The sequence below is a fragment of the Vibrio jasicida 090810c genome, assembly GCF_002887615.1.
Taxonomy (GTDB): Bacteria; Pseudomonadota; Gammaproteobacteria; order Enterobacterales; family Vibrionaceae; genus Vibrio; species Vibrio jasicida.
The window spans coordinates 3,190,027-3,214,708 of sequence record NZ_CP025792.1 but is presented as its reverse complement, the minus strand read 5'-3'; the positions used below and the strand labels follow the sequence as shown (position 1 = coordinate 3,214,708).

Below are 24,682 nucleotides of genomic sequence, written 5' to 3'. Positions count from 1 at the left end.
TACCTATTGAATTACAAAATCTGTAAACAGTACTTTCTCAATCACTGGCTTACCAACTGCCGCGTTCAATGCCGCTTTGATGTCGTCTGAAGCGCGATCTCGCAGTTCCACACGACCCGTAGGTGAACGAAGCTGCTCTACGGTTGCCGATGCGAAAGTCGACAACAAAGAGCTTTCAATTAGTGGGGAGTGGTAACGAGCTAATTGCTCATTTTCACTACCGCGCACCATCAGCTGTGCTTTGATTTGTACCAGTCTGTCGCGACGGTCACCCGTCACGTTAAAAATAAACGGTTGTGCAATGTTAACGTAAGCAATGGGCTCTGCAGCGGTCGTGGCTTGCGCTTGCTGAGTTTGAGCGGCTTGCGCAGGCTCGTCAGAACCCATTAAAAAGAAGGCTGCTGCACCACCACCGATAAGCAACACCACTACCGCAATGATGATGACCAGTAGTTTGCCTTTTCCTTTCGGTGCATCAACACCTTGTAGCTGTTCTTCTGCCATTACTGTCTCTTATTGTTCTGCTTTTTCTAGGCCGCTATTTTATGCGTAAAAACTAATTCCATCACGCTTTGAGGCCACATTCAAATCAAGATTCACGTCGGCATCAAAGTTTTCATCTGACTGGCCAGAAAATCCACGACCTTGTCCGCTTTGACCATTTTGATCCGCATTCGCATAGCCACCTTGCTGCTGACCACTGCTTTGTTGTTGCACTGAAGAATCCGCCAGTTGCATGCCTTGCTGCGCCAACATTTCTCTTAGACGAGGCAGTGTTTGTTCAATCAAGTCGCGTGCTTGTGGGTTTGCTACCGTAAAATGAACGTTGGCAAGATCGTTGTTCGTTGTCATGCGGATTTGCATACGACCAAGTTCTGGTGGGTCAAGACGGATATCGAGGTTCTTTAAGTTCTTCGACATCATCATTTGCACTTTCTCAGCGACTTGATCATTCGCCAGCTCTTTGGTTAGTTGCAACGGCAACTGAGCTTGCTGAGCGGCATCCACTCTTGTTTGTTGCTGGCCTGTCATACCTTGTTGACCTGCTGCCGCTTGAATTTGTCCCGCTAAACTAGGTTGTGGTTCCGGTTTATCTTGCTTATTCGCAGCACCTTTTAATGCGCCAGCAGCAAGGCCAGCATTCATGACCTTCTTACTCAATTCAGCACTCGATGCTGCTTGATTCACAGGATTCATCGTTGAAGCCGCTAGTGCCTCTGGCATCACAGACATTGCAGCTTTATCGACATTTGGCGTTGCTGCAGTTTGAGCGTTCACTTGTGCGGTCGTATGCTTTAGTTCCTGCGCGGCAAGTTGATGCGCTTGCTGAGCGGTCACCGTTGAAGCAACCGTTCTAGAATTGTGTTGAGCTGCTTGATGTTCTGCCATTGCGACTTTTACATCACTCGGAAAGGCAACAAACTGAGCCAACTCTTGCTCTGGAATATCCGCAATAAGTTCGCCCGTTTTTAGCCCTTCAATGATATCGTTCTCTTGCTTAGAAAGCGGCTTTCCTTGCGCTAACTTTGTATCGATGACGTGTAGTTCATCGATAGAGATGCGTTTTACGTCAATCGTTTCAGCGTCGGCGGACAAGGTTTGTTGAAACGCCTCAGATCCAATAACCGGCTGCGCACCTTGTGTGACAACTTGGCCGTTAACCGCAGCTTGCGTCGTCGCGTTTACGGTTGCTTCTGCATGCATGACTTGAGTGTTTGGTGAATTCCAATCAATTTGTGCTTCTGTCTTAGGGTGTGGGCCAATTGGTTTACCGTCGGCATCCAAAGTCACCGTTTCACCTTGTTTCGACACGGTAATCTCACCTTGCGGTAACGTATTTGACGGTGCTAGTTCGATCTTTTGCTCTGGTGATAACGGCTTACCATCCACTGTCATCATTGACTTTGCTGCAAATGCTGCCTCTGGTGGCAATGCTTTGCCGCTATCAACTAAAGACTCATTAGTTTTTAGCGCTTGGTTTGCTTGTTCAATTCGACCAAGCAACTGTTGACCTTCTCCCATCGCACTCTTTACGTTATCACTCTGTACTTGGGTATCGGATATGTTCTTTTGAGTCTCACTCACCACCACGGACGTATGCCCTGCGTGGCCAGAATCAAATTTTGTATTAACAGGGACTTCACTGCCGCTCTGTGAAACCGATGAATTTACCCCAACAGTGTCAACATCAGAGTCTGCAGGCGTCGCTTTACTATCTTGATCGCTTGTTGCCTTTGTCTCGCCTTGAATCAACAACGCATCGGCCGATTCGGCTGACGTGGTCTTCTCACCTTCTGTTGTGACTTTTTCTTGGCTCTCACCTTCGGAGCCTGTCGAGGCCACTTTCAGGCTTTCGCTTTCAATTTCTGTTGATGCTTCTGGCGTGTCAGACTTCGCGACTGCCTTTTCTGCTTTTTGTGAATCCGTAAATACCCCAGCTAAGGTTTCAAAAAAACCTTTGCTTTCAGGGTTTTCTGCATCAACTTTTGAAGACGCATCGGAAATCGATGACTTACTGGTTGCAGAAACATTCGACAAATTCACATTCATATAGACACTCTCGTTATCGTCAGCGTGAGTCATTCCGCTGCCGGATTGCCTTGCATGGCAAAATTAGGTGATTGGAGAACCCGTTTGGCAAATAGAATTGCAAAAATCACGCCAACGCATAACGTGAGTTTTCTGACGCTCATCAGGCCAGATTGAATGATGGAATCAAGATCAACCTTAGAAGAAACGGCTTAGTGCGATGAATTTGACTCAAACGCTTTCAAGGCGTAAACAGTAACCTTGCTCAACCGACGAGGACCGACTGTGAAAGTAACAGAATTACGCCAATACAAAATCAAAACAGGCAAAACAGAACAATGGTTAGCGTGGATGAAAAACGAGTTGCTGCCCTACCAACGCTCCAAAGGCATGCATGTCCTAAGCACCTATGTTCACACGGGTGAAGATGGGCACGATTATTTTGTGTGGTTACGAGAATTTGATAGCGAAGCCGATCGTCAGAGACTTTATGCGGACACTTACAATGATTGGTGGATTAGCAACATTCGTCCAAAAGTGTTTGAGTTGATCGAGCAAGACTCGGTTAAAGTCACTTTGCTTGAATCCGTCGACATGTAGCCAACAAAAACAATACTACATAGCGACAGGAGACGCTTAAAAACGTTGCGGCTTTCGGCTATACAGCAAGGTAGAAAACTCATCCATCTGCTTTTGCTCACGCTTAGCTTCCGCAATTTGCTTTTCTTTCTCGCGCTTATCAATCATCCACTCATAAGACATTCGCTCTTTACGCATGTTTAACCAATAGTCTTGGCAGTTGACGACTTGCTCTTTGAAGTGGTTTTCCGCTTGCTTTTGCTTGGAAAGCGTTTCATCAAGCTGGGTTAAGAATCGGTTTAAGTGACCATATTGACTGGCCGTCAGACCTGCCATACCGCGATCGACTAACTGTTGGCAGTAATCTAAACGGTACTTTTCAATCTGTTCGACTTGGTGGTAGTAGTCTTCAAGCTCTGAGCGTGCTTTGTTCAGTGCCAACACCGCTTGGTCTTCACGCTCTTTCGCTTGATCAAGTAGGAATTCCATCGCGTTATTCATGCGCTATTACCCACCTAAAATGCTTTTCAGCATATTGACACACATATCGTATGGTACGGATTCTTTCATACGTTGTTGTAGGTATTCGTCCAATCTTGGCTTGAGGGTAAACGCACCATCGATCGCTGGATCAGTACCCGGCTTGTACGCACCAATCGACACCAAGTCTTGGTTTTTACGGCAAATGGAGAGCACTTGGCGCACAGCTTTCGACATCAATACGTGTTCTTCGGTGGTGATTTGCGGCATAACGCGGCTCACCGATTTCTCAACGTCAATCGCCGGGTAGTGGCCCGCATCGGCCATTTCCCGGGATAACACGATGTGGCCATCGAGGATCGCACGTGACGCATCGGCAATCGGATCTTGTAGATCATCACCCTCGGTTAAAACAGTAAAGAAAGCGGTAATCGAACCTTGGTCATCACTGCCATTACCCGCACGTTCTACCAACGCCGGTAATTTCGCAAACACCGAAGGCGGATAACCTTTGGTTGCAGGAGGCTCACCGACTGACAGTGCAATTTCGCGCTGTGCTTGAGCAAAACGAGTCAGTGAATCCATCAATAGAAGAACGTCTAACCCTTGGTCACGGAAGTATTCGGCAATCGTCAGGGCAGTTTGACAGCCTTTCAAACGCATCAAAGGCGAGGCATCGGCAGGCGCGGCCACCACCACAGAGCGACGGCGTCCGTCTTCACCCAGAATCTCTTCAATGAATTCTTTTACTTCACGTCCACGCTCACCAATCAGACCAACGACAACAACTTGCGCCGTCGTGCCTCGTGTCATCATACCTAGAGTAACGGACTTACCCACACCAGAACCGGCAAACAGACCAATACGCTGGCCTTTACCTACCGTCAATAAACCGTTGATAGCTTTCAGGCCGACGTCGAGTGGTTCGGATATCGGTTTACGTGCCAATGGGTTAATAGGTTCGGCATTGAACGAAGCCCGTTGTTCGGTGTAAAGCGGACCAAGACCGTCCAGTGGGTTACCCACACCGTCGATCACGCGACCTAGTAGTTCCATACCAACAGGCAGACCGGCCTCGCTGGTCAAAGGTGTCACTTTCGCCCCTGGTAAGATGCCTGTGATTTGCTCACTCGGCATTAAGAAAAGATTGTCTCCAGAAAAGCCCACTACTTCCGCTTCCATATGACCAGACATGGTTTCGACCAAACACAAACTGCCAATTGGCGCACGGCAACCCGTCGCTTCCAAAGTTAAGCCAACAACACGCACAAGCTTGCCGGAAGCAACAGGGCGTGTGGTTAAACCTTCAACTTTGTAGTTTTTTAAGCGGTCGGCCAAGGCTTGCATGGATTACTCGCTCCCTTGATGGCGATTTGCACCACAAAAGCTGTTCAACACGCTTTTTACGCGTTCTTCCATGCGGTAGTTAATGCTCGATTCACCCGCTGCAATTTGTACATCGCCACGGTTTAGCGCCGGTTCAGAGACCAACGTCCAGTTACGGCAATCGAGCTCTTCTTCACCATATGCAGAACGGATGATCGCGACGTCATCGGGGTTCAAATGCAAGGTGATTGGATGACCAGAAATAGGCAACGCTTCGACAGACTGCTTCACCGTATCGAGAATAATTTGAGGATTGGTTTGCACTTCCACGTGTACGACTTCTTTGACTAGGCACAACACCATGTCTATCAGCTGCTTTTCAACCTGAGCGTTCATGAGCTCCAAAGGCTGAGCGAACTGATTTGCCAAGTTCATGAAGGTTTCGACTTGCTGCTGAATGTACTCTTGCCCTGCCGTCACGCCTTCAACTTTGCCGAGCTCCAGACCTTCTGCATGTCCTGCTTGAATGCCTTCTTCTTTGCCTTTGTCGTAGCCTTGTTTAAAGCCTGCTTCTTGACCTTGATACAGACCTTCTTGATAAGCGCCCTGCTTGATCAATTCAATCTGTTCTTCTGTCAGCTCAAGCGCTTGCTCTTCTTCTGGTTCGTCAAAGTTTGGCACCCAACCTGGATCGTAGTTGAACGCAGTTTGCTTGGCTTGCTTTGCTTTCGGCTCACCATAATCAGGCAACCCCCAGCGCTGCGGTTCGATCATCGCATCGTCTTCATCAGGACGGATAAATCCACGTTTTCTATCGCCAGCCATGCTTAACCTACAATCTGTCTATGTTGAAATTGATATTAAAAATAAAGTGCTTTGAAAAATGCGCGACTAAGGAAGTGCATTCCTCCCACTTAAGCAGGAGGAATAAGAAAGGATTATAAGAACTCGTCTGCGCCGCCAGACAGCATGATTTCGCCAGCGTCAGCCATACGACGAGCAATCGCCAAGATTTCTTTCTGCGCTGCTTCTACGTCTGCTACGCGAACCGGAGGCATTGCTTCGATATCGTCGCGCATCATCTCAGCTGCACGCTTAGACATGTTCTTGAAGACTTTCTCACGTAGAGAGTCGTCGGCACCTTTAAGTGCACGTTGCAGAACGTCCTGTGGAACGTCACGCAGCAATTTCTGAATACCTTGGTCGTCCACTTCCACCAAGTTCTCGAATACGAACATAAGGTCTTGGATTTGTGTCGCCATGTCTTCGTCTTGGTCGCGAATTTGTTCCATCAAGATACCTTCGACGTTGTTGTCTAGGTAGTTCATGATTTCTGCCGCTGCCTTCAGTCCGCCAATCTTCGCGGCTTGTGCACCCGCTTGGCCTGCGAACTGTTTCTCCATGATTTCGTTCAGCTCTGCCAGTGCAGACGGTTGAACTTCTTCTAGGTTGGCAATACGCATCATCAGGTCCAAGCGCACACGCTCTGGGAACTGAGATAAGATTTCTGCGGACTGGTCTGCTTCCAAGTAAGACAAAACTATCGTTTGGATCTGCGGGTGTTCGTTGACAATAATGCTTGCCACTTGGCGAGGGTCCATCCATTTTAATGAATCCAGACCTTTCGAGCCGGTACCCAATAGGATTTGATCAACCAAGTTATTCGCTTTGTCTTCACCCAGTGCAGCAACCAGAGCATTACGCATAAAGTCTTCGCTGCCCATACCAATGTTGGTGTATTTCTGGATGTCTTCCAAAAACGCTCGATGAACCGCTGAGACTTTGTCTTGGCTAAGGTCCTTTGCCTTTGCCATTGCACTGCCCACACGCTGAACCTGCTTGGGTTCTAGGTGGCGAATAATGCCAGCGGCGTCACTCTCATTCAGGCTGAGCAATAAGATGGCTGCTTTTTCTTCACCAGTAATGGTGGACGCATCAAATTCTACCGGCAATCCGCCATTTTCATCTTGAGGAACGATATCGTTAGCCATTGTCATTCATCCAATTTTTCACAACTTGAGCGGCAAGTTCAGGCTCGTTTGCAACCAGAGCGCGAACCGCTTTCAATACATCTTCATCTTTGTGAAGGTTAGGCAAATCAATGCTTGAACCAAACTCAAACAGTTCACCGCTTTCGATGTCGCTACCAATCAGGCTGGTTTCGCCATCCGCACCAATTGGCAAGCCATCTGGTCCGTACATTTCGTCTTCGTCGTCGCTCGCTGGGTTGAGCAGTTTCTTCAATGCTGGGCGAACCAACACCAAGACCACAACGATGATCACCAATGCACTTGCGAACCAACGAACCCAATCATTGAAGTTTGGATGTTCCCAAATCGGTGGATCGACCATCTGCTCAAGTTCTGGCTCGGCAAACTTCACACTCAAGACATTGAGTAAGTCACCACGATTTTGGTCAAAACCAACCGTACCGATCAGCACTTGACGAATCGCATTAATTTCAGATTCTGACATTGGGGTGTAAGTGACTTCACCCGTGTCTGGATTCACGCTGCGACGGTCTTTGATAGCTACAGAAACGGTTTGGCGTGCCAATGTACCAGTCTGTTTACGTTCGTGACTGATGGTGGTATCGAGTTCAAAGTTGCGCGTTGATTCTTTACGCACCGAGCCTTGGCCGGTAATTGAGCCATCTTTCATCTGCGCGACGTCTTGTGGGATAGACGCGTCCGCCGGCGGTTGATTGCTCAAAGCGCCAGGAATGCCTGCCACCATGTTACCGTTGTTATAATCTTCGAGTGCGTATTCGCTTCGTGTCGCTGGTGTATTTGGGTCGAAACGTTTGCGAGTCTGCTCTACCGCACTGAAATCCATTTGGATGTCTACTTGCGCGGTGTAGTTACCAAAACCTAGGATTGGTAGCAGGACAGAATCAATTTTTTCTCGTAGCGCTTGTTCTTGGCTGCGTTCAAGTTCTTGCTCTTTACGACGAGCCGCAGAGGCAGGATCTTGTGAGCCTGAGCTCAATAGACGACCGTGTTGATCGGTCACCGTAATACGTGACGTCTTCATGCCAGGAACAGCACTCGCCACCATGTCTACGATGGAGTCAACTTCTTGTTGCTTAAGGCTTGTGCCAGTAGAGAGTGTCAAAAATACCGAAGCAGACGCTTCTTGGTTGTGACGTACGAACACACTGTGTTTTGGCAAAGCAAGAAGCACACGTGCTTTACGCACTTGCTTCATCTCTTCAATCGCTTGCGCAAGTTGGCGCTCGCGGCTGAGCTTCAAACGTTCTTGCTCCAAACGTTGTGATACACCAAAGCCCATGTCTTGCAGCAGAATATCATCACCCGCCTCAGTCGCTTGGTTCACACCTGAACGCACCATGCCGAGTTTGATCGAGTTGTAATCACTCGACTCAACCGAGATGGTGTTGCCATCAAGCTTGTAGTTGATTTTTTGCTGATCAAGATAATCCAGCACTGGGATCAATTCTTCGGTTTCATACGCACCTAGAGGGCGCATTTCCGGCTCTTTCACCCAGAAGAACAGCATCACGATTAACGCAACACAGATAGAGATAGACAGCACAAGCACAACCTGTCGAAGTAAATCGAGGTCACCTACTGCCATATCGAATTTTGACGCACTACGCTCTTCAAGATCTGGGTTTTGGCTATCCACATCCAAATCTGAGCCAGCGATCAGTGCACCATCTGCGCCGCCATCGGTGACGGTTAAATCTGTAGACTTGTCTGCCACACTTATTACCTAAATTACACTGGCATGTTCATGAGATCCTTATAGGACTCAACGAGCTTATTGCGGATTTGTACAGTGGCATCAAATGCAACACTGGACTTGTTACGAGCAATCATAACGTCAGAAAGGGAAACATCAGCGTCACCACGATCGAAACGCGTTTGCAGGTCGCCGGATGTTTTTTGAAGTGAGTTAACGTTATTGATGGCTTTAGTGAGGAGATCGCCAAAATCCGCCCCTACTTTCGCACCAGTTGCAACGGGAGCGGTGTTGGTCGCTTCCACCATCATGGCGCGCATTTGTGCTTGAATACCATCAACTTTCATTGTCACCTCTAAGCCAAAAGTTTGACTATTAACTAAAACTGATTATTGACACAGCAATTACTGTGCCATAAGACAATAGTGCCGTAGTGTACCCACACTTTTGTCCTATGGCTATTGATGTGAGTACTAAGCAGGAATATCGATACCAGCGTCACGCATTTTGGCGAGTTTGTAACGCAGGGTACGTGGACTAATACCTAATTTCTCTGCCATCTCTTTGCGGCGGCCGTTACATTCGATCAAAGTTTCCAAAATGATCGCGTACTCTTGGTCACGCAGTTCACCACCAAGGCCTTCACCACCAGCGGCAACACGATTGATCGGATCCACTTGCGCGACAGGCTTAACATCAGGAACCAAAACCTCAGCATTTTGCACAACAGACTGTAGGCTGCTTGCATCTTGCCAATCTACACCTTCCAACAAAATGTGTTCTGCATCGATGTCACCGTTTTCGCTCAAAATGAGTGCTCGCTGAACCACGTTATCCAACTCACGAACGTTACCCGGCCATGGATATTGAAGCAGTTTATCTAATGCAACTGGTGAGAACTTAGGTACTGGCATGCCCATTTTGCTGCAATGACGTTCAGCAAGATGCGTTGCAAGTGGCGCAATATCCCCCTTACGTTCACAAAGTGCCGGCCATGAAATTGGGAATACGTTCAAGCGGTAGTACAAATCTTCACGGAAGTTGCCTTCTGACACGTACTGCTTGAGGTCACGGTTACTAGTGGCAAGAACGCGCACATCGAGCTTGATGCTCTTGCGGCTACCCAAACGCTCCACTTCTCGCTCTTGAAGAACGCGCAGCAGTTTCGCTTGTAGGCTCAAATCCATTTCACTGATTTCATCCAGCAAAATCGTACCGCCTTGTGCTTGCTCAAACTTACCCGGACACGCTTGAACCGCACCGGTAAACGCACCTTTCTCGTAGCCGAACAACGTCGCTTCAAGCATGTTGTCTGGGATTGCTGCACAGTTGATTGCGATAAAAGGGCCATCTTTGCGATTAGATGCATTGTGGATGTAACGGGACATCACTTCTTTACCAGAGCCACTTGGGCCCAAGATCATCACGTTTGCATCGGTGCGCGCGACTTTGTCAGCCAAAGCCAATAGGCGCAGACTTTTCTCGTCCGCCACGACCGCGTCACCGTTATCGTCACTCTTAATTGGTGCGTAACGGCTCACCATGTTCAGCAGTACTTCTGGTGCAAATGGCTTCGCCATGTAATCAATCGCACCTTCTTTCATTGCTGATACTGCGTCTTCAATGTTTGCGTAAGCCGTCATAAGAAGAACGGGTAAGTTCGGCCAATTCTGTTTGATATTGCGTAGCAGAGCCAAACCGCCCATGCCTGCCATTTGTACGTCAGAAACCACGATGTCGACCGCGTTTGACTTTAGTTTTACTAACGCATCTTCTGCACAATCGGCTTCTAACCATTCGTACCCTGCCAGAGCCAGAGTATCTACTAGGGCTTCACGAAGACCTTCATCGTCCTCTACGATCAGCACTTTGCTTTGCGCCATTATGATTCTCCAGTATCTGCTTGCACTCGCTCTAGCGGAATGCACATGGTAAAGCAGGCTCCATCGCCCTGCTCTGAAATGAGTTCCAATCGACCGTCATGGGCACGGCAAACCATTTGAACTACAGCGAGCCCCAACCCGGTTCCTTGAGAACGCGTGGTAAAAAACGGCTCCATAATCTTGGCTTGTAGTTCTTTTGGTACTCCCGGCCCGCTGTCTTGCACAGAAATGCGCAGTTCATCGTTAACCGGGCGGAAAAAGACATCTATTTGCGATTCCTTTCCAGACATCTGAATCGCGTTCATCACTAAGTTACTCAGTGCTGAAGCAATGGCGTTAGCGTTGCCTAACAGCTCAGTGTTCTCTTCTTCAACTTCTAGGAAGTAGTCGATGCTGTTGTTCTTCAGCGCGGTTTCCACCATTGGCTGATATTCGGCAACAAGCTGAGCAATGTTAAAAGGCTTAATGACTTTATTATCACCACCTTTGGCAAAAAGCAGCATATCATTAACCTGCTTCTCCAAATCGTGCAGTCGATCCATTAATTTGCTTTGAAATCGCTCTCTTGTCGCTGGAGGGAGATTTGGCGCACCTAAATTTGATGCATATAGCATGGCACTCGATAACGGCGTTCTTACTTGGTGAGCCAAAGACGCCACCATGCGACCTAAGGAGGACAGTCGTTGCAAATCACTCACGCGCGATTGCAGCAAGCGTGTTTCGGTCAAGTCGGTGATCAGAATCAGCTGTCCCGTCGCCGAAGCGGAGATCGCCAAGCGAACTTTACGTCCGTTACGCAGTGAGATTTCATGACCATCATCTTCACGCGGATCAAAGACCGCTTGGATGATGTTGAACCATTTCTCGTTGACCAGTGGAATCTCTAGAATTCGATGTGCTTCTGGGTTCGCTTCGCGCACAACACCGTGTGTATCGAGCAAGATCACACCAGCAGGCATCACGTCCAAAACTTGTTTGTAACGCTCTACTTGATTCTCTACTGAGTCTAAATGGGATTGGTTGGTGTTATTGTCCATTCACTGCCTGTCGAAATATCGCCATTTAAATACTAAAACAGCTTGGTAAGCAATTAGCATACCAAGCTGTTTTCTATATTTATCATAGCGTTATGTTATCGACAAGAAGTTGACACTAAGAAAAGTGCGGTTTTATTGTCAGAAAAGATAACAAAACGTTCGGAGTTTAAGCGTATGAACGTCAGACTTTACCTATCGTTGTAGGTTGTATTTACGCATTTTCTCAACCAAAGTCGTGCGTCGCATTCCAAGCATATCTGCTGCTCGTGCAACCACACCACCTTGCGCTTCTAACGCTTGGCTGATCATATTGACTTCCATATCGGCTAATAGCTCTTTCAAGTTCACGCCTTCTGGCGGCAGTGCTTGAGGCGCATTCATGTTGTGGTCTAGATCGCTTTGATCTTCAAAACTGAAGTTCTCAGAGAAGATATCTTGGAACACGTCACGCTCTTGTTCTTCAACCGAAGTAAATGGGTTACCTTCTGGTTGGAACTCAGGAATATCACTGTAACGGTACTTGGTTGGCAGATGGTTTACGTCGACCAAACTGTTCGGGTACAGAATAATCATGCGTTCAACAAGGTTCGCAAGCTCGCGAACGTTACCCGGCCAGTTGTGTTCCATTAAGGAGTTAATTGCACGAGGCGTAAAGCAAATTGGTTGCCCACCTTCGGCTTCCAAACGCGTCATCAGTTCTTGCAGTAGCAATGGAATATCTTGCTTACGTGCTTTCAGCGCCGGCATCTCGATTGGGAATACATTGAGGCGGTAGAACAGATCTTCACGGAATGTGCCATCATCGATCATGTTCTCTAGGTTGCGGTGCGTTGCTGCTACAACACGAACGTTTACTTTAATCGTGGTGTTACCACCTACACGTTCAAAACATCGCTCTTGTAGAACGCGCAGTAACTTCACTTGCATCGACATTGGCATATCGCCAATTTCATCAAGGAAGATCGTACCGCCTTCTGCCAATTCGAATCGGCCTTTACGCGAGGTCAATGCCCCCGTGAAAGCACCTTTCTCATGACCAAACAGTTCACTTTCCAACAGCTCTGGCGGAATTGCGCCACAGTTAATTGGCACAAACGGACCATTACGGTAAGCAGAATGGTAATGAATATTGCGTGCGACGACTTCTTTACCCGTGCCAGATTCACCCAAGATCAGGACGTTTGCTTCAGTATTAGAAACTTGTTCAATCAAATGACGAACTTCTTGAATGCCACGGCTTTGGCCTACAAGGCTACGGAAAAGAGTATTTTTGCGTGCGCTTGCAACAACGTTAACGCCTTTGCGACCAAGGAAATCTTTGCAGTGACGCAGTGCTTCGCTAAGTTGTGGGTAGTTCAGCGGTTGCTCTAACTCCCCAACGAAATTTGGCAAGTCATCAACAGGCAGCGGAAACGAGCCCAAGATGAGAAGTGGGATATGGTAGGCTTCATTAAGGTGAGCCATCACTGTTGTCGCAGCACTACCCGCCGAGATGTTACCGACAATACAACCTGACCACACGCTAGACCAGTCTACATCGCCTAGCTGGTCAGAACTGACCGCTTCGCAACTTTCTCCAACAAATTCCAATATATTGCTTATATTTAAACGACTTGGTGCATCGTCATCAATTACAAGCAGCTTTGCCAAACCTTGCATAAGTAAGAATGATTGCCTTTATTATGGGTGTGTTGCGGCCAGACCTTGATTTGCGCAATTGAGTGTAAAAAGGGGGGACCACTCTCAATTAACGATAGACAAAATAGGAAAATCAGCAACAAAAAAAAGCCATTAGGGGCCACTAATGACTTCTATTTTATTTGAATAAAAAAATAAGGCAACCAAGCAATAAAGAGGTGTGAGCTTGATTGTAACTTTACTGAATAACTTTCTGTGCAATCAGGCGCAATACCCTACTATTTAAGTAAGGTATTGTTTTGATTATTAAATGCCCACTTCTGCTGCTGTTAGGTTGTGGAATTCAGTCGGGATCTGGTCCCAAGCTGATTTGATCTCACGGATAATATCGATAACGTCGTCGATTGGCTGAGGATCATTCTGATGGTTCGCTGCCGAGATCTGAGTGATCATGAACTCGTAAAGTGAATCTAAGTTTGATGCAATATCACCACCGTCGTCCATCGACAGACAGCTGCGCAGTGCGATGATGATGTCCAATGCTTTACCCAGACGCTCACCTTTTGCAGGAATATTGCCTGCTTGCATTGCTGCTTTACCTTGGATCAGACGCTCAATTGCACCCGCCATTAGCATTTGAATGACTTTGTGCGGAGAAGCCGCGCTCAATTGGCTGTCGACTGATACCTTTTTGTATGCTTGCAAAGAACCGCGCATAGTATTCCTCTTTTATATAAATTTTTTGTACTGCTGAAGCGAACGCTGACCATAACGGAACTTATGAAGTTCTTTACCCACGTTAGAAGTCTCTGCCTGCATCAGCTCGACAATTCTTTTGGTACGAATAAGCAAGTTTTGCCATTCTGCTTCCTGCTTTAGCACCGGATTGCTCTCGACAATGGGTAGCAGGTTTTGCAATAACCGTTCCCTGATATCGACCAAACGTTGAATTTCTTCAGCATTAATGTCGACTTTTTCCAGTTCTTTCGTAATTAGTTGATCAATATCACTTATTTCAATGAGTTCATTTCGCATCTATTAGCCCAACGCGTTCATTAACGCTCCAAGTTGGCCTTGCATCTTGCCAGTAGCGTCTTGCATGGCAGCGAATTTTGCATGAGTGCGCTTCTCTAAGCTGTCCATGCGGCGATCGAGTGCCGCTTGATCATCACTCAGACGATAATTTTGTTCAGTCAGGCTTTTTTCACGAGTACGGATACTGCCAGTGAAACCCGTGACGCCTTGAATCGCATCTTCCACACGTTTGGCAAAACCGGTATTGCCACCAAAGAACTTCTCTAACTCGTTGAAGTTGTTGTTCAACTGACGATCAAGCATGTCGTAGTTGATTTCTAGCGTACCTTGACGAGTCGTAGTAATGCCAAATTCAGTCAGCGATTTTAGGTCTTCTGGTGCTTTTTCAATGTTGGTCGAAAAGACCGATTTCAACCGAGAATCAGCATTACGAACAGTACTGTCACCCGCTAAAGGCCCGCGTTGACCTGTCGTTGGGTCGACATTCGCTAATGCTTTGGATGTTTGATAGAACGCGTTGTAAGCCGAAACAAAGCTTTCGATATCTGAGCGCACGCTTTGACGGTCATATTCAACACCGATTTCAGCAGGCGGTTTACCCAGCTCTGATTTGCCTTTCAAAGTGAGGTTCACGCCCTCAATGGCATCTTCAATGACGTTGTTGTGACTCGACAACTGCGCAACACCATCCAGCATCACCATGGAGTCTTGTCCTGCTTGGACTTGAGCCATACCGGTGTAAGCCTCGAAGGATTTTTGAGCCTCAGCAATTTTAGCTTCTGCTACATCTATCTTTTCAAGACGTTCACGCTCTTCGGGTTCTAATTTAGCGCGATGGATGGTCTTTGCTTCTTCTTCTGTCAGTTCTCCACGTTCCACTTTTTGGTCAAGCGCTTGTTTTTCATCCGCAATCTTTTCTTCGATCTCGGCTTTTTCTTGCTCTAATTGCTGCTTGGCTTCTTTGGTTGTGACGTAAGAATCAGTCAACGTACCTGAGGCGGTATTGTTCCAGCCCGGTACGTCTGGCGCTTTGGCGATCGCATCTTCGTCCAACTCTAATTCCGGTGGACGGTAAGAATCGAGGAGTGTACCTGAAGCGGTTTCAGTCCAGCCAGGGATACTGTCTTGCGGACGCATACCCGCTCGTTGATTGGCTTTTTCTATCGCTTCTTGACCCGCTTTCGCAGCGGCAGCACCGGCCGCAGAGATCGGTTCATCCGTTGCGCCATCTGGCACATTCTCTGCCGCTTGTTGTTCTTCAGGAGGTATAGGATTGCCGTCTGCATCCAACGCTTCCGGTTGGTTTGCATCGGTTTCAGGCGCTTTTAGAGGCCCTAACACTGCTTCAGCCGCTTCACGTGCTTCTTCAAGCGCATTCACTCGGTCTTCCAGTGTTTTGTATTCGAAATGTTTCAGAGGGCTGCCGGCTTCGGCGTCCACACTGACTTTAAGTTGATGGTCCTTGCCCGACAGGTTCGAAGCAAGGATCAAACGCGGCCCTTCTACGTCGTTAATTAAGGAAGCACGTACGCCAGGGTTATCCTTAGCGCCGTTAATTCCACGAACGACATCAACTAGCTTAGAGCTAGAACGGACATTAACGTCGAAGGTGTCATCACCAAGAGAAATCTGCAGCTTACCAGGACCAAACTTAGCGTCTTCTGGCAGAACGTCAGAAGCCACTTTATGGCTCTGTGCAAGCTGCAACACATCGATAGCATACTTACCGGCTATAGCGTCAGTAGTTGCGGTCGCAGATACGACTGCGTCGTCCGTTGTCTCTACAGAACGAACGGCAAACGCCTTCTCCTGACGAAAGTTCGTCATGAGATTTTTCATCGTATCCAACGATTCTCTGAGTCGCCCGTAGGCACTGATGCTGGCGTCAATTGTCGTACGCTCGTTGTCGATGCGTTGCTGCTTTGGCACACGCTCGGCATCTACAATTTTGCTGACCATGGAATTGATATCCATGCCACCAGACATCCCCAAAGGGCCTAAACTCATCAAATCACCTCAAAAACGACTTACACCTTTTCAACTAACAAACCGCGGTTAGCTGTGTGCTCAGCTAGGCGACGCAATACCACTAGCATTTCTTCATCAGGAATCTGACGAATTACATCACCGGTTGTGGCTTCGTAAATCGTCACGACGTCTCGACCCGATTCTTCATCGACTCGAAACGCCACTCCTTTATTCATGGCGCTCACAAATTCATTCATTTGCTCAACCATTTTCTCGCGCTCTTCTTTGTTCAGCTCTTGGCGGGATTCCGCCATTTCAATCGCAGCTTGAACAGAGAGGTCACGTTCGGTTTCCTTCGCTTTTACAGGCGAAGTATTACCGTTTGAACTTGCTGTGCTAGGCGTGCCTATGCCATTTTCTTTAGCAACTTTTGTGCCACTCGGTGTGCCGTAAGGCTGGATGTTCGATGCGTAGGAGGATATTTCCATTACAATCTCCCTTCCACCTTATGAGCTAACGATTAGGTCTATCGCTTTGGTGATGGTATCACTAGGCTGAGTCGACCCAATTAGCCCAACAAGCTCAGCGCCGCAGATGGTGACTGCTTTGCTTGTGCCAAGATTGAAGTACTTGCTTGTTGAAGGATCTGCGACTTAGTCATCGCCGTTGTTTCCTTCGCGTAGTCAGTATCTTTAATACGGCTGTTAGACGCGTTAACGTTCTCGTTAATGTTGTCTAGGTTGCTGATTGCATGGTTGAAACGGTTTTGGAATGCACCAAGAGACGCACGTTGGCTGTCTACTGATTTTAGTGCGCCATCGATGATAGCTACCGCTTCTTGAGAACCTGCAACTGACGTTACGTCGATGTCTTTAACCGTTACGTCTTTAGCATCACCGAAGCCAATTTCACCTGCTAGGTTGCCAGAGAACTCAACATCACCTGTTACTTTTTGAGTAGCAGCGAATACTTGCAGCTTACCGTCCTCACCAACAGACGCTTTAACGTCGTCGCTTTGACCGTTGATGTAAGTTGCTAGCTGTTCAATATCATCGCCTTGCTTTGCAGTGATAGTCAGCTCTTTCTCTTCACCTTGCTTGTTGGTGTAGTTCAGCTTAAGTTCAGTGTTGTCACCAACCGCCCAAGATGCATCTTTACCGTCTTCTGCTGCATAGCTCTTACCGCCCATTGCAGAAGTATCAGAACGTAGGTTACCCATAGAAAGCATGACCGCTTCACCAGAGTCCGCACCGATTTGGAAAGATTGAGTACCGTAAGTACCGTTAAGAAGCTTGTTACCACCGAAAGAGGTTGTTTCAGCGATACGGTTTAGTTCGTCGTTAAGCGCTGTAACTTCTTCTTGGATCGCTACACGTTCTGATTTTGAGTTCGAACCGTTCGCAGATTGAAGCGATAGGTCACGCATACGTTGTAGGATGTTGGTAGATTCATTCATTGCACCTTCAGCAACCTGTGCAATAGAAATACCGTCGTTCGCGTTTTTCACAGCCATGTCTAGACCACGGCTCTGTGCGTTCAAACGGTTAGAAATCTGTAGACCGGCAGCATCGTCTTTCGCGCTATTGATTTTATAACCCGAAGACAAACGCTCCATTGATTTTTGTTGACCTTCAGCCGCCTGATTTAGGTAACGCTGTGCGGTCATCGCAGAAACGTTAGTATTAACGTTAATCGCCATAGTTGATCTCCTTAAGGCTTTAGTTGATGTACCGTCGTGTCTCTCACCTCACTTAGGTACATCTCATTTCTCTCAGTCCCTTTAACGGCGGCCTATAAATATCCTTTAGGAGAAAATTTCAATTTTTTGCGATTATTTTCTTCGACTTAATGAAGTGTGATGAATCTCTAATATTACGATTGGGGATAAATAACACTCGATTAAAATAAAAAATCAGACATAAAAAAACCCAGCCGAAGCTGGGTTTACTCGCTCATCTCTCACCACGAGCCAATATGGTTCTTGTCTTAGGTTAGGGATTAACCTAGAAGACTTAGCGCTGAGTTTGGCGCTTGTTTTGCTTGCGCAAGGATTGAGCTTGACGCTTGCGATAGAATTTGTGACTTGGTCATTTGAGTCGTTTCTTTCGCGAAGTCGGTATCTTTGATACGGCTCTTCGACGCGTTCACGTTCTCGTTGATGTTATCCAAGTTGCTGATTGCGTGGTTGAAACGGTTTTGGAAAGCACCTAGCTCTGCACGGTGGCTGTCTACGTATTTCAATGCCGCATCAATGATAGCTACAGACTCTTGTGCACCACCTACTGATGTTACGTCGATAGTATCAACCGTTACTTTCTTACCGTCGCTTAGACCTAACTCACCAGATAGGCCGCCAGAGAATTCAACGTCGCCTTCCACTTTGTTGTTGCCCGCAAACACTTGCAGCTTTCCGTCTTGGTCTACTGACGCTTTCACTAGGTCTGTTTGACCATTGATGTACGTCGCTAGCTCTTCGATATCGTCACCCGCTTTCGCGCTGATGTTGATTTCTTGTTCTTGACCAAAGCTGTCCGTTAGGCTGATTTTCATGTCTGATTTATCAGCAGCAACGTTCCAGTTTTTGTCTTTGCCGTTTTCAGCTTGGTAGCTCACGCCGCCCATCATTTGGTTGTCTGAGCGCATGTCTTTTAGGTTAAGCATTACTGCTTCACCGTTGTCCGCACCGATTTGGAAAGACTGAGTGCCGTAAGTACCGTTAAGTAGGCGGTTACCACCGAAAGATGTCGTTTCAGCGATACGGTTTAGTTCGTCGTTCAGTGCCGTTACTTCTTCTTGAATCGCAACACGCTCAGATTTTGAGTTAGAGCCGTTCGCAGATTGAAGAGATAGGTCACGCATACGTTGCAGGATGTTGGTAGTCTCGTTCATTGCACCTTCAGCAGTTTGTGCAATTGAGATACCGTCGTTCGCGTTACGAACAGCCACATCCAGACCACGGCTTTGTACGTTCAAGCGGTTCGAGATTTGAAGACCCGCGGCGTCGTCTTTTGCGCTGTTGATTTTGAAACCTGAAGACAAACGCTCCATAGAAGTTTGTTGTGCTGAGTTTGCGTTGTTTAGGTAACGCTGAGCGGTCATCGCTGATACGTTTGTGTTTACATTCACTGCCATGGTGATTTCTCCAATTGATTTTCCGATGTAGCGGTTTCCGACGTCTCGGAAAACCAAGTAGTTCTCTCAAAGTTACTTTTATTAACGGCGCATGCCCTGTTTTCTTTAGAAAAATTTTTAGATTTTTTTGAAAATAATTCGTTTGGAGGGGTAATCGTGACGAAGCGGATAAAAAAGCAAAAAAACTTTCATTTTTCGCTAAAGCTTCTTTTCGAATTGTCGATACAGGCTGATTTTGCGTTAAATTCGTGTGGTGCGAACCATTAACCAAGCAGCGTCAAAGCAAGGTTTGGCGCTTGTTTTGCTTGTGCCAGAATAGAAGTACTGACCTGTTGTAAGATCTGCTGCTTCACCATTTGCGTGGTTTCTTTGGCGTAGTCGGTATCTTGAATACGGCTGTTCGAAGCCGCTAGGTTTTCGTGGATGTTATCCAGATTATTGATCGCATGATTAAAGCGGTTTTGATAGGCACCTAGCTCGGCACGATGGCTATCAACGTACTTCATCGCTGTATCTAGGACGGCCACGGCTTGTTGCGCACCACCGACAGACGTAATGTCGATGTTATCAACCGCATCGTAACCTTTTAGCTGTAACCCCAGTTCACTGGCTAAATCACCTGAAAACGATAAAGCTCCTGAAGTTTCTTCTCCAGCCATAAATAGCTGTAACTGACCTTCTTCATTCACAGATGCCGTGACTTTGTCAGTTTGACCATTGATATAAGTCGCAAGCTCTTCGATATCGTCGCCAGCTTTGGCATTAATTTGAATGGTTTCCGTTTCACCAAAACGATTAGTAAACGACATGCTAAGATCATTCGCGCCATCTTTTACTTGCCAATCAGAGCTTGCGCGTCCGTTTGCAATGTAGCTAAAGCCGCCCATATCAATGCCATCACTGCGCATCGACTTTAACTCAACTTGCACTGCTTCACCTGACGCTGCGCCAATTTGAAATGCCGACTTACCAAAGCTGCCATTCAGCAGTTTACGACCACCAAAAGAAGTGGTTTCCGCAATGCGGTTTAACTCATCGTTGAGTGCAGAGACTTCTTCTTGCAACGCAGTGCGTTCCGCTTTGCTGTTTGAGCCATTGGCTGACTGGAGCGACAAATCACGCATACGCTGCATGATATTGGTCACCTCATTCATCGCGCCTTCCGCAGTTTGCATGATGGAAATGCCGTCATTCGCGTTACGCACAGCGACATCTAAACCACGCATTTGCGATTGCAGACGGTTGGAGATTTGCAGACCCGCAGCGTCATCCTTCGCGCTGTTAATACGCTTCCCTGAAGACAAACGCTCCATGGATTGGTTCAGCATGTCGGTTGCACTGGTCAAATGACGCTGTGCGACAAGTGCTGCCACATTGGTATTAACGGTGATCGCCACAAATATTGGTCCTGAAATTAAGGCTTTGGATACTTATCGACCAAATTAAAGAAACGTTTAGTGTTTTTTTAAGAAAAGTGATGCGGTTGTGCATTTCCCGACGAGACAGCGAATAGCAAAAAGCCTAGTGATGGTGCACTAGGCTTTGTGGTTATTCGCTGTGGTGACTCAGACTACTTTCGAACTTCAACACTTGAGTTGGCGGTAAGCGTGACAATTACATAACTCACCTTCTGTCCGTTCACGTATTTGTGCTTGGCAGAAACAGACTGTTCGTCAACGATAAGTGTCGGGTAATCGCCATAGAACCAAGCTTCCCACTCTAAGTTTTCCTCAGAGGTATTGGTAAGTGTCGATCGCTCTAAGCCATCATGACGCAAAGTTAGCTCGTGCTCTCCCATCGGAAGTTGCTCAACTTGAAGCCAGTCAATATCGGTTGTTAGATGTGACGCGGTTACAACTCGATGGTTTGCCGCATCAGGCTTGATGCCCATCAACCCCTCAATGGTATTCGAAATAAAGGTAAAAGAGATTTCAGGATAGTCACCGTTGGTACCTTGAGTTGGGCGCTCATGGGGCTCGTCTTTGATATCCATGATGTACTGCATCCACTTCCATGCTTCCGCATTACGATTGTAAGGGAAGTAGGTTTCAGGGATATAAGTGTAAGCCTCAATGTTGTATGGCGCTTCCGGCGTACTTCCAATTCCATCACCAAGATTTTCTGCAATAAAGTCTAAGTAGCTGTCGTGACGTTCTCCAGGTTCAGTGATCAGCTTCATTGGCATGAACCAGCTGTTTTCTTTACCGAAGTCATTCATACGGAAACCATCACGCTGAACGATGTTAACGTAGTTATCCAACGGTTTATTTGGATCCGCAATACTCCATTCTTCATTAAAGAAATCTTTAAGTTGCTGTGCTTTCTCTTGCCAAAGCGCTGCCTCGCTGTACTCTTCTCGAGCCCCAAGCATTGCAGCATACGCGACCGTCGCTTGGTATTGAGAGCCTATGCCATCACCGGCTTCGATTGGGAATTCGCCACGCTCGTTGTAAGTTGCGGAGCCTTCAAAAATACCACCATAACCCTCAGCAATACCGTTAGGATCTTGATCGTCGTGAAGCGTGATATAGTCCGTTAGCACCTTGGTGTAAAAACGCCATAAATCTGGGTCTTCGATGTAACGCTTGTCTCCTGTCCATTGATATTGCTTCCATGCTTTTTCTACAAACTCAAATTGAGCAGGTACTTCACGTACAAACCAGCTGTCATCTTTGTAGTCAATGGTATGTGGCGTGCCATCAAAGTTAACCGCCCACAAGGTATACCATTTTCTCGATTCCGTAGAATGCTTAGCGAAGGTCTCAAACATCGAAAAGTTTTCGGCATCTAGACCAGCAATTTTCGCCCCACTGACTTGATGTAAGAAGTCGCGAGAGTAAAAGGCAGTCCGATCAAAATAGCCGGCCCAATAAGATGGAATGTAGTCTGCGGTGCCATCACCATCATTATTGTTCTCATCACGGTTAACCAGATCATGTTGCCCCGTCATAACGAAGCGACGTGTTTTATCAATTGCCCATTCAAACGAATCTTGAAGTTTCTGATTCGAGGACGTGACGACAACCTGCTTCTCTTTTTCAATCGCCGTTACTGTCCATTTTTCTTCTTTACCATTTGCATCGGTTACTACCGCTTGCACTGGTTGAGTAAAGTCCACGACTTCACCGACATCCAAGCTTGATCGACTTTGTTCAGAAACCAAAAGTGTACTCACCGTTATGGCACTTAAATCGGTGCCATAAGGCACTTGGAACTCAACGGTTTGCTGAGTTTTATCAATGCCCGTCACACCGACCTGTTGCTCGGCTTTAAATTGGATGATTTGATTAAAACTAACAGGCTGGCTCTTGTTCACTCTTACCAAAGACACACTGTCGACGCTCACCCCTCCGACATCAGACCCTGTAAACCAGACTTTAATTTGCTCGCCTTTCTCTAGTGGAATAGCAGGCAGAGTATTTGGTTTATATAGTTCCCCTTCTGTATTTTCGTCTTTGGTTTTTTCAATCGTCTGGCTGACGAGAACCTCATCGGTCAGGTTACTTAAGCCAAGAATGGCGTCATCACTTGGGCTGCTGATGTGGGCGGATAAATCATAAAAACCCGTTTCAGGAATGGTGACTATTTGGCTCACATGATGGTTGGTTCCGGTGGCAATCCTCGCCATCGACTCACCAACATAAGCGTCTTCATACTTCACATTGGCAAACCAGTAGCTCCATCCTAAACCGTCATTTTCAAAGGTAGAATTTGAGACAAGGTTGTCGCCTTTCGAAGAATCATCATCAGACGAGCTATTACAACCGGACAAAGCAAGGGCGACAAGAATCGCTGAAGCAAGTATTTTCAGTTTCATTTTTTTCTCGTAGGGATAGAGTGATTATTGGATAACGTTTATTCGGGATGCTGCCGGCGACATGAAATGAAGACACCGGCATGTTAATTTTTAATAGCTGTAAGGTGCGTTAAACCGCTTGAATGGATTCTGGAGAGACTTTCGTTTTCTCATCAGAATCATTGGCCACAATATGGTCGTATTTCTCGGTCAGATGATCCTGAATTTTTTGGTGGTAAGCACCGTTGAGTTTGTAGAAGCGGAAGTACACAACCAAAGCGATAGCGAAGAAGAACGCAGGCAAACCAACCATGATGCATTGCATGCCAAACACGGTTTCAGGGCTTTGCTCCATGTTCGGTACATAATCCACTGCGGTAAGTGCGATACCAATAAAGAAAGCCGCAAAAGCAGACCCTGCTTTAACCACCAGCGTTTGTACTGAGTAAGCAATACTTTCGCAGCGAGATCCCAGTTTGTACTCACCATAGTCCACTGTATCCGCCACCATAATGACGTTGAGTACCCAAAATAGCGCCGTACCGATTTGCAATAACACGCCCGCAGTAGAAATCAGCAGAATGCTTTGTTTGTCGTACATGCCTACATAGATAAGTACCGCACAGCCTAGGATCGGGAAGCTCGATGCGCACGCCCATAAAACTCGACGTGAGAACATTTGCGCCAATTTAGGGAACAACACCAGTGTAATTAGGTTCGCAATACCAGCATAAGCCATGTAGTAAGGGAAAAGTTCCTCATTTCCGACCACATAGGTGAAGTAGTAAACCGCAAAGGCTGTGATGATGTTGGTAGCAAGGTTGTATGACAGTGCCATACAAAGAACGCTAGTCAGTTGGTCATTTTTGTAGATAAGCGAGAGGAGCTTCTTCAGCGAGACCTTTTCTTCAGGTTTCGTCACGTCAAGATTGCTGGTTGAGTAACGCTCTTTCACGTTACGTAGCGTGATATATGTTGAGACTAGGAAACAACCGACAAGCAAAATGGCAAACACTTGGAAACCAAATCCTTTGTCGTCGCCCCCGACATAATTGACGAACGGCATTGCGATAGCGGCGGTAACAATCCATGCAAGGCTGGCAAAAAATCGTGGATAAGGAACCAACTCTTCACGTTCACGTTTATCCAATGTTAATGTCGGAACCAGTGACCAAAAAGGAATGTCCATCAAGGTGTAAGTCATGCCCCATAAGATGTAAGTAACCGCAGCGTAAGCGATCAGCCATGGCCCTTCTATGTGATGCGCACTAAACAGCATGATTAACACAACTGAATTGGTGAGCGTGCCGACTAAGATCCAAGGTTTAAACTTACCCCAACGAGAGCGGGTGTTATTCACGATCCAGCCCATGATCGGATCGTTCACAGCATCCCAAATACGCGCGATTAAGAAGATGGTCCCCACCGCAGCAGCCGAGAGGCCAACAACGTCGGTGTAATAGAACATCAGATACATGTAAACGATGGTGATAGCGAAGTCTTTACCAAATGCGCCAAAGCCGTAGCTTAGCTTGGTATTCATAGAGATACTCATTTGTTACTCCTTACGCCCC

21 protein-coding genes are annotated in these 24,682 nt (G+C 47.0%); 1 reads left to right on the top strand and 20 read right to left on the bottom strand.

Translation table 11 applies throughout. The features are described 5' to 3' along the window. Positions 1 to 3: 3 nt before the first annotated feature. Together fliL and C1S73_RS15345 are read right to left on the bottom strand one after the other, a co-directional pair. A complete protein-coding gene (gene fliL / locus C1S73_RS15350; protein WP_038872085.1) occupies positions 4 to 504 on the bottom strand; it encodes a flagellar basal body-associated protein FliL in 501 nt (166 codons plus the stop codon). Positions 505 to 543: 39 nt separating this feature from the next. Next, the gene (locus tag C1S73_RS15345; RefSeq protein WP_038872119.1) at positions 544 to 2,550 is read right to left on the bottom strand and encodes a flagellar hook-length control protein FliK; all 2,007 of its coding nucleotides are present in this window, start codon (positions 2,548 to 2,550) and stop codon (positions 544 to 546) included. A 264-nt stretch (positions 2,551 to 2,814) separates the two neighbouring features. On the opposite strand from C1S73_RS15345, the gene C1S73_RS15340 reads away from it, so the two are divergent. Further along, positions 2,815 to 3,129: an NIPSNAP family protein gene (locus C1S73_RS15340; protein WP_038872087.1), complete on the top strand. Its 315-nt coding sequence runs from the start codon at positions 2,815 to 2,817 to the stop codon at positions 3,127 to 3,129. Between the two features lie 36 nt (positions 3,130 to 3,165). On the opposite strand, the gene fliJ is transcribed toward C1S73_RS15340, so the two are convergent. From fliJ to melB, 18 genes are all read right to left on the bottom strand, one after another. Further along, on the bottom strand, positions 3,166 to 3,609 hold the full coding sequence (gene fliJ, locus C1S73_RS15335; RefSeq protein WP_038872088.1) for a flagellar export protein FliJ: 444 nt from the start codon (positions 3,607 to 3,609) through the stop codon (positions 3,166 to 3,168). Positions 3,610 to 3,615: 6 nt separating this feature from the next. After that, complete coding sequence (gene fliI, locus C1S73_RS15330) at positions 3,616 to 4,935, bottom strand: flagellar protein export ATPase FliI (protein ID WP_038872090.1); 1,320 nt, start codon at positions 4,933 to 4,935, stop codon at positions 3,616 to 3,618. Positions 4,936 to 4,938: 3 nt separating this feature from the next. Next, positions 4,939 to 5,739 (bottom strand): flagellar assembly protein FliH, encoded by an 801-nt coding sequence (gene fliH, locus C1S73_RS15325; RefSeq protein WP_038872093.1) that lies wholly within the window; start codon positions 5,737 to 5,739, stop codon positions 4,939 to 4,941. 113 nt (positions 5,740 to 5,852) lie between these two features. Beyond that, the gene (fliG, locus tag C1S73_RS15320; protein WP_038872096.1) at positions 5,853 to 6,905 is read right to left on the bottom strand and encodes a flagellar motor switch protein FliG; all 1,053 of its coding nucleotides are present in this window, start codon (positions 6,903 to 6,905) and stop codon (positions 5,853 to 5,855) included. Beyond that, complete coding sequence (gene fliF / locus C1S73_RS15315; protein ID WP_095760607.1) at positions 6,898 to 8,640, bottom strand: flagellar basal-body MS-ring/collar protein FliF; 1,743 nt, start codon at positions 8,638 to 8,640, stop codon at positions 6,898 to 6,900. Before fliF ends, fliG begins: the two co-directional genes overlap by 8 nt. A gap of 14 nt (positions 8,641 to 8,654) precedes the next feature. Beyond that, the gene (fliE, locus tag C1S73_RS15310) at positions 8,655 to 8,966 is read right to left on the bottom strand and encodes a flagellar hook-basal body complex protein FliE (RefSeq protein WP_038872101.1); all 312 of its coding nucleotides are present in this window, start codon (positions 8,964 to 8,966) and stop codon (positions 8,655 to 8,657) included. A 126-nt stretch (positions 8,967 to 9,092) separates the two neighbouring features. Continuing rightward, on the bottom strand, positions 9,093 to 10,502 hold the full coding sequence (locus C1S73_RS15305; RefSeq protein ID WP_038872104.1) for a sigma-54-dependent transcriptional regulator: 1,410 nt from the start codon (positions 10,500 to 10,502) through the stop codon (positions 9,093 to 9,095). Further along, positions 10,502 to 11,539, bottom strand: coding sequence for a sensor histidine kinase (locus C1S73_RS15300; protein WP_038872106.1), 1,038 nt, complete (start codon positions 11,537 to 11,539; stop codon positions 10,502 to 10,504). Before C1S73_RS15300 ends, C1S73_RS15305 begins: the two co-directional genes overlap by 1 nt. A 192-nt stretch (positions 11,540 to 11,731) precedes the next feature. Beyond that, entirely contained in the window at positions 11,732 to 13,198 is a 1,467-nt protein-coding gene (locus C1S73_RS15295) for a sigma-54 dependent transcriptional regulator (RefSeq protein WP_038872109.1), read from the bottom strand. Positions 13,199 to 13,483: 285 nt separating this feature from the next. Beyond that, the gene (gene fliS, locus C1S73_RS15290) at positions 13,484 to 13,894 is read right to left on the bottom strand and encodes a flagellar export chaperone FliS (protein ID WP_005438665.1); all 411 of its coding nucleotides are present in this window, start codon (positions 13,892 to 13,894) and stop codon (positions 13,484 to 13,486) included. Positions 13,895 to 13,906: 12 nt separating this feature from the next. Further along, positions 13,907 to 14,212: a flagellar protein FliT gene (locus tag C1S73_RS15285; RefSeq protein ID WP_038872112.1), complete on the bottom strand. Its 306-nt coding sequence runs from the start codon at positions 14,210 to 14,212 to the stop codon at positions 13,907 to 13,909. A gap of 3 nt (positions 14,213 to 14,215) precedes the next feature. Next, on the bottom strand, positions 14,216 to 16,219 hold the full coding sequence (gene fliD, locus C1S73_RS15280; protein ID WP_038872113.1) for a flagellar filament capping protein FliD: 2,004 nt from the start codon (positions 16,217 to 16,219) through the stop codon (positions 14,216 to 14,218). A gap of 20 nt (positions 16,220 to 16,239) precedes the next feature. Further along, the gene (gene flaG / locus C1S73_RS15275) at positions 16,240 to 16,668 is read right to left on the bottom strand and encodes a flagellar protein FlaG (RefSeq protein WP_038872115.1); all 429 of its coding nucleotides are present in this window, start codon (positions 16,666 to 16,668) and stop codon (positions 16,240 to 16,242) included. Positions 16,669 to 16,748: 80 nt separating this feature from the next. Next, a complete protein-coding gene (locus C1S73_RS15270) occupies positions 16,749 to 17,879 on the bottom strand; it encodes a flagellin (RefSeq protein WP_038872117.1) in 1,131 nt (376 codons plus the stop codon). Positions 17,880 to 18,178: 299 nt separating this feature from the next. Then, positions 18,179 to 19,312 (bottom strand): flagellin, encoded by a 1,134-nt coding sequence (locus C1S73_RS15265; RefSeq protein WP_045464157.1) that lies wholly within the window; start codon positions 19,310 to 19,312, stop codon positions 18,179 to 18,181. 263 nt (positions 19,313 to 19,575) lie between these two features. Beyond that, positions 19,576 to 20,709, bottom strand: coding sequence for a flagellin (locus C1S73_RS15255; RefSeq protein WP_038864795.1), 1,134 nt, complete (start codon positions 20,707 to 20,709; stop codon positions 19,576 to 19,578). A 173-nt stretch (positions 20,710 to 20,882) separates the two neighbouring features. Next, complete coding sequence (locus C1S73_RS15250) at positions 20,883 to 23,129, bottom strand: carbohydrate-binding protein (protein WP_038864794.1); 2,247 nt, start codon at positions 23,127 to 23,129, stop codon at positions 20,883 to 20,885. A 109-nt stretch (positions 23,130 to 23,238) separates the two neighbouring features. After that, the gene (melB, locus tag C1S73_RS15245; protein WP_038864793.1) at positions 23,239 to 24,663 is read right to left on the bottom strand and encodes a melibiose:sodium transporter MelB; all 1,425 of its coding nucleotides are present in this window, start codon (positions 24,661 to 24,663) and stop codon (positions 23,239 to 23,241) included. Between the last annotated feature and the right edge of the window lie 19 nt (positions 24,664 to 24,682).

Coding starts and splice junctions, on each gene's coding strand:
- fliL (WP_038872085.1), bottom strand. CDS start 504: ATGGCAGAAGAACAGCTACAAGGTGTTGATGCACCGAAAGGAAAAGGC.
- C1S73_RS15345 (WP_038872119.1), bottom strand. CDS start 2,550: ATGAATGTGAATTTGTCGAATGTTTCTGCAACCAGTAAGTCATCGATT.
- fliJ (WP_038872088.1), bottom strand. CDS start 3,609: ATGAATAACGCGATGGAATTCCTACTTGATCAAGCGAAAGAGCGTGAA.
- fliI (WP_038872090.1), bottom strand. CDS start 4,935: ATGCAAGCCTTGGCCGACCGCTTAAAAAACTACAAAGTTGAAGGTTTA.
- fliH (WP_038872093.1), bottom strand. CDS start 5,739: ATGGCTGGCGATAGAAAACGTGGATTTATCCGTCCTGATGAAGACGAT.
- fliG (WP_038872096.1), bottom strand. CDS start 6,905: ATGGCTAACGATATCGTTCCTCAAGATGAAAATGGCGGATTGCCGGTA.
- fliE (WP_038872101.1), bottom strand. CDS start 8,966: ATGAAAGTTGATGGTATTCAAGCACAAATGCGCGCCATGATGGTGGAA.
- C1S73_RS15305 (WP_038872104.1), bottom strand. CDS start 10,502: ATGGCGCAAAGCAAAGTGCTGATCGTAGAGGACGATGAAGGTCTTCGT.
- C1S73_RS15300 (WP_038872106.1), bottom strand. CDS start 11,539: ATGGACAATAACACCAACCAATCCCATTTAGACTCAGTAGAGAATCAA.
- C1S73_RS15295 (WP_038872109.1), bottom strand. CDS start 13,198: ATGCAAGGTTTGGCAAAGCTGCTTGTAATTGATGACGATGCACCAAGT.
- fliS (WP_005438665.1), bottom strand. CDS start 13,894: ATGCGCGGTTCTTTGCAAGCATACAAAAAGGTATCAGTCGACAGCCAA.
- C1S73_RS15285 (WP_038872112.1), bottom strand. CDS start 14,212: ATGCGAAATGAACTCATTGAAATAAGTGATATTGATCAACTAATTACG.
- fliD (WP_038872113.1), bottom strand. CDS start 16,219: ATGAGTTTAGGCCCTTTGGGGATGTCTGGTGGCATGGATATCAATTCC.
- flaG (WP_038872115.1), bottom strand. CDS start 16,668: ATGGAAATATCCTCCTACGCATCGAACATCCAGCCTTACGGCACACCG.
- C1S73_RS15270 (WP_038872117.1), bottom strand. CDS start 17,879: ATGGCGATTAACGTTAATACTAACGTTTCTGCGATGACCGCACAGCGT.
- C1S73_RS15265 (WP_045464157.1), bottom strand. CDS start 19,312: ATGGCAGTGAATGTAAACACAAACGTATCAGCGATGACCGCTCAGCGT.
- C1S73_RS15250 (WP_038864794.1), bottom strand. CDS start 23,129: ATGAAACTGAAAATACTTGCTTCAGCGATTCTTGTCGCCCTTGCTTTG.
- melB (WP_038864793.1), bottom strand. CDS start 24,663: ATGAGTATCTCTATGAATACCAAGCTAAGCTACGGCTTTGGCGCATTT.